The organism is Crystallibacter degradans (assembly GCF_012952295.1).
GTDB lineage: Bacteria > Actinomycetota > Actinomycetes > Actinomycetales > Micrococcaceae > Crystallibacter > Crystallibacter degradans.
Genome location: NZ_JABBCH010000005.1, coordinates 48,597 through 62,056, shown reverse-complemented (window position 1 = coordinate 62,056; position 13,460 = coordinate 48,597). Strand labels below are relative to the sequence as shown.

At 62.9% G+C, this 13,460-nt stretch carries 11 protein-coding genes; 1 reads left to right on the top strand and 10 read right to left on the bottom strand.

The window, feature by feature from the left end; genetic code table 11:
• Positions 1–6: 6 nt before the first annotated feature.
• The 10 genes from murD to dinB form a co-directional block, all read right to left on the bottom strand.
• Positions 7–1,530 (bottom strand): UDP-N-acetylmuramoyl-L-alanine--D-glutamate ligase, encoded by a 1,524-nt coding sequence (gene murD, locus HGO92_RS10520; protein ID WP_240974559.1) that lies wholly within the window; start codon positions 1,528–1,530, stop codon positions 7–9.
• 2 nt (positions 1,531–1,532) lie between these two features.
• A complete protein-coding gene (gene mraY / locus HGO92_RS10515) occupies positions 1,533–2,642 on the bottom strand; it encodes a phospho-N-acetylmuramoyl-pentapeptide-transferase (RefSeq protein WP_169994541.1) in 1,110 nt (369 codons plus the stop codon).
• A complete protein-coding gene (locus tag HGO92_RS10510) occupies positions 2,639–4,165 on the bottom strand; it encodes a UDP-N-acetylmuramoyl-tripeptide--D-alanyl-D-alanine ligase (RefSeq protein WP_169994539.1) in 1,527 nt (508 codons plus the stop codon). The genes mraY and HGO92_RS10510 overlap by 4 nt, the downstream gene beginning before the upstream one ends.
• A gap of 6 nt (positions 4,166–4,171) precedes the next feature.
• Positions 4,172–5,818, bottom strand: a complete 1,647-nt coding sequence (locus HGO92_RS10505; protein WP_169994537.1) for a UDP-N-acetylmuramoyl-L-alanyl-D-glutamate--2,6-diaminopimelate ligase — start codon at positions 5,816–5,818, stop codon at positions 4,172–4,174.
• Positions 5,818–7,596, bottom strand: coding sequence for a peptidoglycan D,D-transpeptidase FtsI family protein (locus HGO92_RS10500; RefSeq protein WP_346768918.1), 1,779 nt, complete (start codon positions 7,594–7,596; stop codon positions 5,818–5,820). The genes HGO92_RS10505 and HGO92_RS10500 overlap by 1 nt, the downstream gene beginning before the upstream one ends.
• A gap of 36 nt (positions 7,597–7,632) precedes the next feature.
• A complete protein-coding gene (gene ftsL / locus HGO92_RS10495) occupies positions 7,633–8,361 on the bottom strand; it encodes a cell division protein FtsL (RefSeq protein WP_169994535.1) in 729 nt (242 codons plus the stop codon).
• Positions 8,358–9,347, bottom strand: a complete 990-nt coding sequence (gene rsmH, locus HGO92_RS10490; protein ID WP_205834383.1) for a 16S rRNA (cytosine(1402)-N(4))-methyltransferase RsmH — start codon at positions 9,345–9,347, stop codon at positions 8,358–8,360. Before rsmH ends, ftsL begins: the two co-directional genes overlap by 4 nt.
• Positions 9,348–9,547: 200 nt before the next feature.
• On the bottom strand, positions 9,548–9,979 hold the full coding sequence (mraZ, locus tag HGO92_RS10485; RefSeq protein ID WP_074703443.1) for a division/cell wall cluster transcriptional repressor MraZ: 432 nt from the start codon (positions 9,977–9,979) through the stop codon (positions 9,548–9,550).
• 335 nt (positions 9,980–10,314) lie between these two features.
• A complete protein-coding gene (locus tag HGO92_RS10480) occupies positions 10,315–10,695 on the bottom strand; it encodes an SCO2097 family morphological protein (protein WP_169994531.1) in 381 nt (126 codons plus the stop codon).
• A gap of 179 nt (positions 10,696–10,874) precedes the next feature.
• A complete protein-coding gene (gene dinB, locus HGO92_RS10475; RefSeq protein WP_169994857.1) occupies positions 10,875–12,143 on the bottom strand; it encodes a DNA polymerase IV in 1,269 nt (422 codons plus the stop codon).
• A 167-nt stretch (positions 12,144–12,310) separates the two neighbouring features.
• On the opposite strand from dinB, the gene HGO92_RS10470 reads away from it, so the two are divergent.
• Positions 12,311–13,420, top strand: a complete 1,110-nt coding sequence (locus HGO92_RS10470) for a polyprenyl synthetase family protein (protein WP_240974558.1) — start codon at positions 12,311–12,313, stop codon at positions 13,418–13,420.
• Positions 13,421–13,460 lie beyond the last annotated feature (40 nt).

Genomic DNA, 13,460 nt, shown 5'->3' with positions numbered 1-13,460 from the left:
CGGGCTCTACGCCTGACCTTCCTGGATGCCATCGACCGCTTCGATGAAGGCATCGCCGCGATGGGCGTAGGACGTGAACTGGTCCATGGAGGCAGCCGCCGGAGCCATCAGCACGGTATCCCCATCTACGGCAATCCCTGCTGCCGCGGCCACAGCTGAAGCCATGATCTTCCCGCCGGTGACATGTTCGCCTCCGCCCACGGGCTGTCCGTTATCAGTGTCTCGCGCCGGGACCGTGATCACCGGAACATCCGGTGCGTGTCGCTCCAACGCGGCCAGTAGATCAGTGCTGTCATGGCCAATAACGACGACGGCCTTCAGCCGTTTGCTGTGTGCAGCGACGAGTTCGCTGTAGTCCACGCCCTTGGACAATCCGCCGGCGATCCATACCACCGAGGAGAACGCCGCCAGCGAAGCCGCCGCCGCGTGTGGGTTGGTTGCTTTGGAGTCGTTGACCCAGAGCACTCCCTCGATTTCGGCGATTTTCTGGATTCGGTGCGCGCCGGGGTTGTAGTTGCGGATGCCGTCGCGGACCGCGGCCGGTTCCACCCCGTAGGCACGGACCAGTGCTGCGGCCGCCAGCGCGTTGGCAACCAGATGTCGTGGGGCCAGCTCGCCCAGGTCCGTCAAGGCCGCCAGTTCGGCGGCCGAGTCCTTGCGTGCTTCGATAAAGGCGCGGTCAACGAGCAGATTTTCCACCACGCCGACCATGCTCACGGCTGGCATACCGGTGGTGAAGCCGATGGCACGGCAGCCTTCCACGACGTCGGCCTCTTCCACCATCGCCTCGGTCTCACGCTGTTCAGCGTTGTAGACACAGGCAATCTTGGTATTCGCGTAAATTTTGGCTTTGTCCGCGAGGTAGTTCTCGTACGAGCCGTGCCAGTCCACATGGTCCTGGGCAACGTTGAGGCAGACGCTGGCCAGCGGAGAGAGCGAATGGGACCAGTGCAACTGGAAGCTGGAGAGTTCGACGGCAAGCACGTCGTAGCCCAGCGGGTCCCGGATGGCGTCCAGCACAGGGGTGCCCACGTTGCCGGCAGCGATGGCCCGCAGCCCGGCTGCCTGCAGCATCGAAGCTGCCAGGCCCACCGTCGTAGTCTTTCCGTTGGTCCCGGTAATGACAAGCCATTCGGCCGTCCGCCGCCCGGCTCGCTCGCGTACCCGCCAGGCAAGCTCCACATCGCCCCAGATGGCGATCCCTGCTGCTGCGGCAGCGGCCAACAGGGGCTGCTGCGGACTCCAGCCGGGCGAAGTAACCACGAGCTCGGCCGCTTCGCCGTCAACCAGCGGAAGCGATTGGGTGTGCCCGGGCCCCAGCAGTACCTGATGCGCACCGACAATGTTCAGCGTGTCCGCCTTCGCGCGGTTTTCCTCGGTGTCCCGGGCATCGACCAGCACCACCTTGGCACCGAGTTCAATCAGCGTGTCTGCCGCGGAGAAGCCGGACAGGCCGATGCCGGTGACTACCACCCGCAGTCCGGACCAGTCGGCGTCCCAGGACGTCAGCGAATCCAGCCGTTCGTTCATGGTCACAGCCCAACAACCCATTCAGCGTAGAAGATTCCCAGTCCTGCAGCCACGCACAGGCCAGCGATGATCCAGAACCGGACCACCACCGTCACCTCGGCCCAGCCTTTGAGTTCGAAATGGTGCTGCAGCGGTGCCATCTTGAAGACGCGTTTGCCGCCGCTGAGTTTGAAGAACGCAACCTGGATGATGACCGAGAGGGCAATCAGGACAAACAGGCCTGCCAGTACAACCAGCAGCAACTGAGTGCGCGAGAGGATGGCGAAACCGGCGATGGCGCCGCCAAGGGCCAGCGATCCGGTGTCGCCCATGAAGATCTTGGCAGGCGAGGTGTTCCACCACAGGAATCCGATCAGGGCGCCGCAGAGGGACCCGGCCAGCAGGGCAAGATCCATCGGGTCCCGGACCTCGTAGCAAACCTCCCCCGCCACCTTGATCGAACCGCAGGCCTGATTGAACTGCCAGATACCCATGAGCATGTAGGCGCTGAACACCATGACGGAGGCGCCGGCCGCCAGGCCGTCGAGTCCATCGGTCAGGTTCACGCCGTTGGTGGCTCCGGTCACGATCAGGTTGGACCAGATAATGAACAGAATGGTGCCGAGCACGGTGCCGCCTGCGGCCAGGTCCAGCCACGGTATGTCCCGGACCACGGAGATGTTCATCGACGCCGGAGTGCGTCCGGCCTCATCCGGAAAGTTCAGTGCCAGGATGGCGAACAGGACGCCGACGATGCCCTGGAGCACAATTTTGGACCAGGCCCGGAGCCCCAGGCTGCGCTGTTTCGAGATTTTCAGGAAGTCATCCAGGAAACCGATCAGGCCCATACCGGCCATCAGCAGCAGCAGTACGCCGCCCGAAACGGTCGGACCGGGATGGTTCTGGTTCATCATCCATTCGAGCAAGTGCGTGCCGAAATAGGCGATGGCGACGGAGCCGACAATGACTGTACCGCCCATAGTCGGCGTGCCGCGCTTGGTGTGGTGGGAGGTCGGACCATCATCGCGGATGAACTGGCCATAGCCCCTTTTGACAAGCAGCCTGATGAACAGCGGCGTGCCAACGAGGGCAAGCACCAGAGCCATTGCCGAGCCGATAAGCAGGGAAATCACGACTGGATACCTCCCTCTGCAGGAATCGGTGTTTCTGCCACGCCGGATGGCGGGGCAGTTGGGGATGGCTCACGCAGGGCTACCCGGTCTCCCAGGTGCCGTAACCCGGCGCCGTTGGAAGACTTGAACAACACCAGGTCGCCCGGTTGCAGGTCCCGTTGGAGCACCTTGTAGGCGTCTTCCGGCGTCTCGACGAACATGGACTCATCGCCCCAGGAGCCCTCCATGACGGCTCCGGTGTGCATGGCACGGGCCCCGGTGCCCACCACAATCAGCTTGGAGATGTTCAAGCGGACCAGAGTCCGTCCGATGGCATCGTGCTCGTGGATGGAATCCTCGCCCAGCTCCAGCATCTCGCCGAGTACCGCCCAGGTACGCCGCCCCTCGCCGCGGCCAAGTTCGGCCAGGGTCCGCAGGGCGGCACGCATCGATTCGGGGTTGGCGTTGTAGGCGTCGTTAATGATCGTCACACCGTCCGGCCGCTCGGTGCGTTCCATCCTCCAACGGGAGGCCGGGCCACGGCCGTTCAGGCCGCTGGTGATCAGTTCGGCGCTGATGCCGAGCGACCAGGCTGCGGAGGCCGCTGCCAGCAGGTTGGTGGCATGGTGGATGCCGATCAGCCCGGAAACAATCCGGCTTTCGGTTCCATCCGGGAAGCGGACCGTCAGTTCCGGGTGCCCGGCGGCATTGGTGCGCACCTCGGTGGCACGCAAAACTTCAGCGTCCGCAGCGGCCGGCGAGAACCCGGCGTCTGCGGTGAAATACAGCAGCTTCGCGGTGGTACGGGTGTCCATCTGGCGTACCCGCGGGTCGTCGGCATTGATGATGGCCGTCCCATCGGCCCCGAGCGCTTCAACCAGTTCGCCCTTGGTGCGGGCGATGTTGTCTACGCCGCCGAACTCGCCGGCATGGGCGGTACCCACACCAAGTACGACGCCGGTGTCAGGCTTCACCATGTCGGTCAGGTACGTGATGTGTCCCAGCCCGGTGGCTCCCATTTCCACCACCAGGTAACGGGTGTCGAAGTCGGCGTTGAAAATGGTCAGCGGCACGCCGACCTCGCCGTTGTAGGAGCCCACCGGGGCCACGGTGGGACCGGCCTGGGCCAGAATGCCCGCGAGCAGATCCTTGGTGGTGGTCTTGCCCGCGCTGCCGGTGATCCCGACAACCGACAGCGGTCCGTGGGCACGCAGCCGCGCCACGACGTCAGCGGCAATGGCCCCCATGGCCTCCACTGCGTCAGGCACGATGACCTGCGGCAGCAGACGGCAGGCGTCGTCGGTTATTTCGCGTTCGGTCAGCGCCAGCACTGCGCCGGCGGCAAAGGACCGGGGAACGAACAGGTGGCCATCGGTCTTCTCGCCGGGCTTCGCCACGAACAGTGATCCGGGAATCACTTCCCGCGAATCCGTTGCGGCGGAATTAACCGTCACAGCGGCGGTGTCCGCCGAACCATCTGTCGGTTCCCCAATGATGCGCCCGCGTGTAATTGCCGCAATTTCGGCTGCAGTAAGTTCAATCATGACGATCTAGGACTCTACCGCGTCAGCACCAAGGGCATAGAATCCATGCCGGCGCAACGCCAGCCGCAGCTCCACCCGGTCATCAAGGGCCAGGTTCACGCCTTTGACCTCCTGCCAGACCTCGTGTCCGCGGCCGGCAACGAGGACGGTATCTGCCTCCGTGGCCATTTCCACGGCGCGGTCAATCGCCGCGCCGCGCGGAAAGACTTCCTCGATCACGGTGTCCAGCTGTTCGTCCTGCTTCGCCGCAATGGTGCCCTTCAGGACGTCCTGGCGGATGGCGGCTTCGTCTTCGCCGTGCGGATCATCATCGGTGACAATAACGACGTCGGCGCCCCGGGCTGCGATGGCTCCCATCAGCGGGCGTTTGGTCTGGTCGCGGTCCCCTGTCGCACCAAAGACGATAATGACGCGGGAGCCGGCTTCGGGCCGGCGCACGGACGCGAGAGTGCGCTCCAGTGCGTCGGGATTGTGGGCAAAATCAACAATTCCTGCCGGCTGCTCGCTGATCAGCTGCATCCGTCCGGGAACATCCACCGTGAACGGGTCCCTCGCATCCAGCGCCGCCTGGAGTCGTTGGACGTCCACACCGGAGGCGAGCACCATGACTGCTGCCAGGGCGGCGTTGGACACGTTGAAGTCCCCCGGCAGGCCGGTATGCAGCCGCAGCACTCCGCCCGGACCGTGCAGCTCGAACGTGTGACCCAGTCCTGCGCGCCGAATGGACTCAACCCGCCAGTCGGCAGGGGCACCGGTGGTGCTGAGCGAGATGGTCGGTACGTCGGAACTTTCAGCCAGCCGGCGTCCCCAGGGATCATCTACGCAGACTACGGCGCGGCGGACCCTCCGGGGTGTGAAAAGCTCGGCCTTCGTCTGGAAGTACTCGTCCATGCTGCCGTGCAGATCGAGATGGTCCTGCGTCAGATTGGTGAATCCTGCCACGTCAAAGCGGACTCCATCCACCCGCCGGTAGGAGATGGCGTGTGAGGACACTTCCATCGCCGCCGCATCCAGACCGCGTTCGCGCATCAGGCCGAGGACGCCGTGGACTTCCGGAGACTCAGGCGTGGTGAGCGCACTGGGAATCGGATCGCTGCCCGCGGTGATTTCGATCGTCCCGATCAGGCCAGTGGATTGGTCCAGTGCCTTCAGCAGGGAGTTCACGAAGTAGGTGGTGGTGGTTTTTCCGTTGGTACCGGTGACGGCGAAGAGACTTGGCCGGGTCCCTGCGGGCTGGCTGTTGTAGACCCTGGCCGAGAGCGGTCCAACGAGAGCCCGCAGGTCCGGGGCGGCCAGCACCGGCACCGTGCCCAAGTCTTCCCTCGCAAGCAAATGGGTTCCGGCGTCGTCGGTAAGAATTGCCGCTGCACCCGCTGCGGCGACCTGCGCAGCGAACTCGGCCCCGTGCCGGTTGGCTCCCGGCAAAGCGATGTAGAAGTCCCCCGGCTCCACGGCGCGCGAGTCGATCGTAAGCCCGCTCACGGCAGTGTCCCAGTCCGTTCCTGCAGCCGACGCCATGGCCGGCAAGCCGGCGTCTGCCAGGACCTGCTGAAGTTCCTGCAGGGTGACGGGCTCGACAAGTTCCGGCCGCATTGGCGAGGCAGACCTGTGCGGCTGTCGGGGGGTGGTGCTCACAAAGTTCTCCAGAATCATTACTCGAGCGGAAGTTTAACCGGCTTGGTGGTGGACGGCGGCACATTGTAGGTGTTGAGCACCTGGCTCATGACCTTTTTGAAAACCGGACCGGCGGTCAGCGAGAACACGCCGCCCTCCGGCTGCTGGATGGTCGCCACGACAACATACTCAGGGTCCTCCATGGGGGCGATGCCTGCGTAGGAAATCGTATAGCCGCTGAACCCGCCGTCGTCGGACGGCGCCTCGGCCGTACCTGTCTTCACACCGATGCGGTAGTCCTCGATATTACCCGGCAGACCACTGGCAACGTGCGAGTCGGTCTCCAGCATGTCCTGGACCTGGTTCGCGGTCTCGGAGGAGACTGCACGCCCGACTTCCTCCTTGGCCACCGGATGCTCGGTACCGTCGGGGTCGATATAGGCATCGATCAGCCGCGGCTCCATCCTGACGCCGTCGTTGGCAATGGTGGCAAAGGCGACGGCGGTGTGCAGGGCGGTCTGAGCGAGGCCTTGGCCGAAGAGGACCGTGAACTCCTGCCGGCCGTCCCAGGTCTCCGGCGGTGCCAGCAGGCCCGCGGTGGTCCCGTGGAGCCCGATGTCGAACTTATGGCCGGTGCCGAACCTGCGCAGGTAGTCGTAGCGTTGCTGCCTGGTCAGCTGTTCGCCGATCATCACGGTGCCCGTGTTCCAGGAATTCGCCAGGATGCCCGCCGTGGTCAGCGTCTTGGTACCGTGCGGCCGGGCATCGATGAACGTCTGGCCGTTGACCGTATATTCGGGCGGAATTGTGTATTTGGTGCTCGGCGTAGTGATCCCCTCTTCGATCGCCGCAGCCATGGTGATCATCTTCGTCGTCGAGCCGGGTTCGAAGGCTTTCGTCGCGGCGAAGGACTGCCGCTTTCCGTCAGGCGTGGCTCCGGGATCGTTGGGATCCAGCGTGGTGGAATCCGCCAGGGCGATAATGTCACCGGTCTTGGCGTTCATCACCACAATGGTGCCGTACTCGGCGTCGTATTCCTTGACCTCCGCGGCGATTGCTTCCTGGGCGTACCATTGCAGGTCCGAGTTCAGGGTGAGCCTCACGCTCTGGCCGTCCTGGGCAGGCAGCTCTTCGTTGGTTGCCACCGGGATGCGGATTCCGTCCGCGCCGATTTCGAAGGTGCGCTCACCGGGCGTGCCGGCCAGCACTTCCTGCTGCGTGGCTTCAATGCCTTCGAGGGGCGTGCCGTCGGACCCCAGGAAGCCGACTACCGAGCCAGCAACCTCACCCACCGGGTAGGTCCTGGTAGTGGTCTCGCGCGACTGCAGGCCGGGAAAGGCCAGGTTCTCGACTTTCTCCTGGATTTCGGGCGTGACCGATTTCGCTACGTAGTTGAACGGCTTATCACCGACGACGGCGTCCCGCACCGTGGTCACATCCTGGCCCAGGATGTTCGCGAGCTTCTCGATTTCGCCCTCGATCTGCACGTCGTCCACCTGGCGGGTTTCCGGGTTGAAGCGCTGGAAATCCTCGACCAGGCGCTGGTCCACGACGATGTCGAAACGTTGCACGCTTCGGGCCAGCACGGTCCCTTCGGCGTCAAGGATTTCGCCTCGCAGGGCGGGTATTTCCGAGGTCCGCAGGCGCTTGTCGATCGCGGCTTGAGCCATCCCGGCGGTATCGAGGCCCTGTAGCTGGAAAAGACGTCCGCCCAGGATGACCAGCAGGACCAGCACCACGGCGAGTCCTGCGCGGAGCCTTCGGGCCGTCACTTCGGCCCGCCGGTTGCTTTGGACTTGGGCCTTGGTTCTTGCCACTAGGGATCCTCGTTCGTCTCACCGGGCAATTGGTTGTTACTGCCCTGTTTTTTGCTTCGGTGCCGGGATGGTTCCGCCGTTCAGCTCCTCGGGGCTGAATATCTTCTCACTGCCCCCGGCTGACGCCTGTTCGGCTGCCCGCTTCGGTTTTGCCGGCGGCTGGTCTGCCTCAACTGCCTTTTCCGCTGCTGCCGGAGCTTCGGCCTCAACCGGAGCCTCGGCTCCGGTTTCAGCGCCAGACTCGGCTTCAGCGGCCTCAGCGGGCGTCAGTGCCTGCGCCGGGAGTTCCGGACGATCCACCAACTGTGACGGCGCAGAGCCTTCCTTTGCCGCCTGCGGATCCCCGCTGACCTTCATCGTCTCCAAATCAATGGAACCGACCGAAGGCGAAACCACCATTCCCAATTGTGCAGCCTCCGCGGCCAGATTCTGTGGAGCCTGGCGGTTTTCCAGCTGCTGTGTCAGTTTTTCGTTCTGCTGGGCCAAGGCGACCTGTTCGCCGCGCAGCTTCACGATGTCGTACTGTCCTCCGGACACGGAGATATTGAGTACCAGCACGCATCCGAGGGCGGCAACGAGCACGGCGAAGCAGAACACGGCAAAAGGCACGCGCTTGCGCGCCGGACCGGATGGTACTAGCGACAGCGGTGTGCGGGGCGCCGCGCTCCGTTCGGGCAGCGCGCGGGCATACCGGGCGTCCCGGGCGGTGCTGCCCTCCACCAAGGGTTGAACTGCCGGCCTGGTGTTCCGAGCTGTTGCACTCATGAGGAGCTCCTGTTCCGAATCCGTTCTACCGCCCGCAGTCTGGCCGAAGCCGCCCGCGGGTTTTCTGCGATCTCTGCTTCAGTCGGCACCTCGGTGCCCTTGGTCAAAGTTTTCAACTGGGCCTTGTGCTCTTCCAGCTCCACGGGGAACCCGACGGGCGCCGATGACCGCGAGCCGGCGGCGAAGAAGCCCTTGACGATTTTGTCCTCCAGGGAGTGGTAGGACATGGCCACTACCCGGCCGCCCATCCCCAGGACCTCCAATGCAGCCGGGATGGCGCGTTCAAGCACCTCCAGCTCTTCATTGACTTCGATCCGCAGCGCCTGAAAGGTCCTCTTCGCCGGGTGCCCGCCGGTGCGTGCCGCCGATGCCGGGACCACTTTGCGGATTGCGTCCACCAGCTGCCCCGTCGTGTCGAGCGGAGCTTCATCGCGGGCTGCCACAATGGCGGATGCGATCCTGCCGGCGAACTTCTCCTCGCCCCACTTGCGGATAATGCGCACCAGCTCGTCCTGGCTGTAGGTGTTCACTACGTCTGCCGCGGTCTGTCCCCGGCTGGTGTCCATACGCATGTCCAGCGGCGCGTCGTAGGAATAGGCGAAGCCACGGTCCCGTTCGTCGAGCTGCATCGATGAGACGCCCAGGTCAAAAAGCACTCCGTCCACGGTGTCTATGCCAAGATCACGGACGACGTCGGCAATCTCGTCATAGACGGCGTGCACCAAGTCTGTCCTGCTGCCGAATTCAGCCAGCCGCTTGCCCGCGAGGCCCAGAGCCTGCTCGTCCCGGTCTATGCCGATCAGGTGCAGCTGCTCATACCGCCGGAGCAGAGCCTCGGAATGGCCGCCCATGCCCAGGGTGGCGTCAACGACAACGGCACGTCCGGTGGCTTCAATGGCCTTCTCGATTGCCGGAGCCAGGAGGTTGATGCAGCGGTCGCGCAGCACGGGGACGTGACGGTCCTCTGTCGGGCGATCCTCGCTCATCCAGCCTGCTCCTCCGGTTGTTTTTGTTGCTTGGGTTCTTCTGTTTCCTGCAAGTCCTTTAAACCGATTGATTCTTGGACCAGATCCCCATCCGCGCCTAGCCTCTCCGCCTGATTCCGGGGAAGGTGATTCAGGTGGTCGTGCTGGGCGGCTGGAGATCTCATTCAAGAATCCGGCGGTAGTGCTGTTTCCGACCTAGGTCAGAAGATTCCAGGTATTGCATCTTCATCTGTTTCGGAGAAGGCGGCTTCCTTCTCCGTCAGGTACTCGTTCCAAGCCTGCGCGTCCCAGATTTCTGCACGCGTTCCGGCGCCGATAACGGCGAGTTCCCGGTCCAGGCCTGCATAAGCACGAAGCGCGGACGGAATCGTAACCCGGCCTTGCTTATCAGGTACCTCGTCAGAGGCTCCGGACAGGAAAACCCGAGCGTAGTCACGGGCTTGCCGTGACGATATGGGTGCCTTGCGCATTTCTTCATGCACCCGTTCGAATTCCCGCTGACTGAAGACGTAGATGCAACGCTCTTGTCCCCGTGTGAGCACGAGTCCGTCGGACAGTTCCTCACGGAACTTGGCCGGGAGAATCAACCGCCCCTTTTCGTCCAGCCGCGGCGTATGTGTTCCGAGGAACATCGCCACCGCCTTGCCGATAAAGGAGTTAGTCAACCTCCTGCGTTCACCACTACCCTCTGATGTCCTCCACTTTACTCCACAATTCACCACAGTCAACACATAAAGCGGAGTTAGGGGTATTTCTCTTCGGCTGTATTCCGCGCCAGATCAGGAAATGGAGGAGGTGGTGGAAGGTGGAGGGAATTGGCCCAGATTGGTACGCGGGAGCGGCCAGAAGCCGTTAAATAAGAAAAGACCCGTCCTGGACGGGTCTTTCTTTTAGCTCTGGTTTCCGCCGCGTGGAGGAAAGTGGAGCAAGGAGGCTGGCTAGCTAGGTGGTCCTCATGGCGATGTGGTCATTGGCGGTCCTCGCCCTGGCGGCGTTCGTCCCACCGGTTCTCCAGGTTGGACATAAACCCTCCCTTGGATGGCGGAGAAGACTTGCCGGATGTGGACGAAGCGTCTTTGCCTCCTCCTGACCGCTTGCTCGTAGCCCAGTAGACCCCGGCCCCCATCACAATGAATCCCAGAACACCCAAGGCAATGATTTGGTTGGAGATACCAATCAACAGCACCAGAATGCCCGCCACCGCGATCAACGAGCCGACAACAATGTGCCTCGTTGACAGCGACCGGCCCGAGGCCGACTCCATGTGGCTGGCAAATTTGGGGTCATCAGCATGCAGTTGCTGCTCCAGCTGATCCAGCAGCCGCTGTTCATGCTCTGAGAGTGGCATCTGAACCTCCTTCTTCCTGTCCCCCGTAGTCCGCGTACCTATGAAACGGACGTGCTGGGAAAAGAGTTCCTCGAACTTCCCGTAAAAACTTCATTTCCTTACTACTAAGGATAGATTGCAAACGGCCCATTCGAAAGCTGCATGTCCTTATTGACGGCTCATCCAGCGCTCATCACGGTTTATCCGGTCCTGTCGTCCTTCCGACCCGTCTCCGCGTTCTGCCGGGCACCCGCTGCAAGCCCCGCTTCGCCGCTCGTACCGCCCGTCGAAACTTGATTCCGCCCAGGGCTGGTGCCCCTTTGGGCTGGTGGCAACAGGGCGGCCGGCATGACTCCGCCACGGCCGAACTTCAAATTCACTTTGTCCAGCGCCTCCTCAGCGGTCCGCCAGTTATCCTCGGTGCCGTCAATGGTCAGCTGCTGCCCCGCGCCGGCCGATGGCTCCAGCTGCTCTGCGCGCAGGCCTATCAGCCGAACAGGCATCGGCCGCTCACCCAGGCCGGCGAGCTGTGCCACAGCCGCCGCATACAGCTGGTGAGCGCTGTCGGCGGGCTCCGCAAGGCGCCGGGACCTGCTCAAAGTAGTGAAGTCCGCGTAGCGAAGTTTCAGCGCCACTCCCCTGCATTGCATTCCGGACGCCCTGAGCCGCACAGCGGTACGGTGCGCAAGACGCAGCAGTTCGCGCTGCAACTGCGCGGTGTCCGAGACATCGGTCGCAAAAGTCTCCTCGGCGCCGACACTCTTCTCCAGCCTTTCCGGCGTCACTTTCCGGTCGTCGATCCCCCAGGCCAGCCGGTACACGTGGTCCCCGGTCGTGCCAAGAATGCGACGCAGTGTCTGTTGGGGTGTGTGGGCCAAGTCCGCGACCGTATGGATGCCCAGCCTGGCCAGAATGTCGCCGGTTTTCGCCCCCACACCCCACAGTGCTCCCACCGGTAGCGTGTGCAGAAACTCGACCGTGCGTTCCTGCGGAATCAGCAGCAAACCATCAGGCTTGGCATGAGTGGAGGCGATCTTCGCCACAAACTTACTCGAGGCAATCCCAACCGTGGCGGTGATTCCCAGCTCCGACCGGATGGTCTGCCGGATGAGCGCGCCGATCTCCAGTGGTTGTCCCAGTCTGCGAATCGAACCACTGACGTCAAGAAATGCTTCGTCCACACTCAGTTGCTCAACTTCGGGGGTGATGTTCCGGAAGATTTCCATGACCTTTTCGGACATCCGGTGGTACTTGTACTGATGCGGTTCGATAATGACGGCATGCGGACTCAAGCGCTGGGCACGCGACATCGGCATTGCGGATCGAACGCCATGTTCCCTGGCTTCGTACGAAGCTGAGAGTACAACCGACCTTCCCGATGGCGATCCGACAATCACCGGCCGGCCGACCAGATCCGGACGTTCAAGGAGTTCGACGGCGACGAAAAACGCGTCCATGTCGACATGCATGATGGTGCAGTTTTGCTGCCGTGCCTCGCTCACCTCTCAATGGTAAGTTCCGCTGGGCCTGACGGCACTCCACCGTGGCTAGACTGGTCAGGTACCCGCCTGCCCGTCGAGGAGTATGTCTTGCTGCAATATCACCGGCCCGGATCACCCCTTTCTGTGGAAAGCCGATGAACATGGAGACATCTGTCAACAGAAACCGTTCGACAGCGGAGCAGGAGAAATTCCAGATCAGCCTCGTCTCCGGGTTACAGGAGTTCCTCGGTGAACAACGCGCGCAGTTGCAGGAGATCTCCGAGGACGCCGCTGAGCTGATAGATGCCGTGGCGGCTCTGGCTGACGGCGGAAAACGGTTGCGTGCCTTGCTCGCCTACTGGGGATGGCGCGGAGCCGGCGGTGCCGAGTTGGCCGGACAGGCTGTTCAAGCGGGTATCGCCATTGAACTTTTCCAGGCTGCGGCACTGATCCATGACGACATCATTGACCGTTCGGATACCAGGAGGGGAAAGCCGAGCGTACACCGTGGCTTTGAACTCCGGCATCGTCAACGCGGGTGGTCCCTGGACGCCGAACGCTACGGCGAGGCCGCCGCTATCCTCGCGGGCGACCTCTGTTTGTCCTTCAGCGAAGAAGTCTTCGCCGGGATCGGTTCGGAGGGCGTCTCCGGAACAAAGGCCCGGAAGATCTTCAACAGAATGCGTGCCGAGGTGATGGCCGGACAGTACCTGGATGTACTTGAAGAAGTAGCCGGCCCCGGCCGGCCACTGGAGCAGGCGGTTGACCGGGCGCTGAAGATTCTTCGTTACAAGTCCGCCAAGTATTCAACGGAGCATCCACTCTGCCTGGGCGGCGCCTTAGCCGGAGGCGACTCGGGACTGATCAGCCGTTATTCCGCATTCGGACTCCCGTTGGGAGAAGCGTTCCAGATCCGCGATGACGTCCTTGGCGTCTTCGGAGACCCTGTAACAACAGGCAAGCCCGCCGGCGACGATCTGCGCGAAGGCAAGCGGACCGTATTGATCGGATTGACGCTCAACAACTGCAGCGCTTCGGAGCGTGCCTATCTCGAAAAGCATCTGGGTTCACCGGCTCTCACGGGAGCGGAAATCGACGGGCTCCGCGGGATCATCGAACAGTCGGGAGCCCTCGGAGCAGTTGAAGCGATGATTGCCGAACGCAGTGCTGCTGCTTTTGAGGCCTTGGAACTGCTGCCTGTGGACTCCGTTGTCGGCGAGGCCCTGCAATACCTCGCCGACCGCGCGGTGCGGCGAACCGCATAGTTCAAAATTACGTCTGGTAGAGGGTGCCGGCCCAGCTACG

Coding starts and splice junctions, on each gene's coding strand:
- dinB (WP_169994857.1), bottom strand. CDS start 12,143: ATGCATGTCGACATGGACGCGTTTTTCGTCGCCGTCGAACTCCTTGAA.
- HGO92_RS10505 (WP_169994537.1), bottom strand. CDS start 5,818: ATGATTCTGGAGAACTTTGTGAGCACCACCCCCCGACAGCCGCACAGG.
- HGO92_RS10480 (WP_169994531.1), bottom strand. CDS start 10,695: ATGCCACTCTCAGAGCATGAACAGCGGCTGCTGGATCAGCTGGAGCAG.
- ftsL (WP_169994535.1), bottom strand. CDS start 8,361: ATGAGTGCAACAGCTCGGAACACCAGGCCGGCAGTTCAACCCTTGGTG.
- HGO92_RS10470 (WP_240974558.1), top strand. CDS start 12,311: ATGAACATGGAGACATCTGTCAACAGAAACCGTTCGACAGCGGAGCAG.
- rsmH (WP_205834383.1), bottom strand. CDS start 9,347: ATGAGCGAGGATCGCCCGACAGAGGACCGTCACGTCCCCGTGCTGCGC.
- HGO92_RS10510 (WP_169994539.1), bottom strand. CDS start 4,165: ATGATTGAACTTACTGCAGCCGAAATTGCGGCAATTACACGCGGGCGC.
- murD (WP_240974559.1), bottom strand. CDS start 1,530: ATGAACGAACGGCTGGATTCGCTGACGTCCTGGGACGCCGACTGGTCC.
- mraZ (WP_074703443.1), bottom strand. CDS start 9,979: ATGTTCCTCGGAACACATACGCCGCGGCTGGACGAAAAGGGGCGGTTG.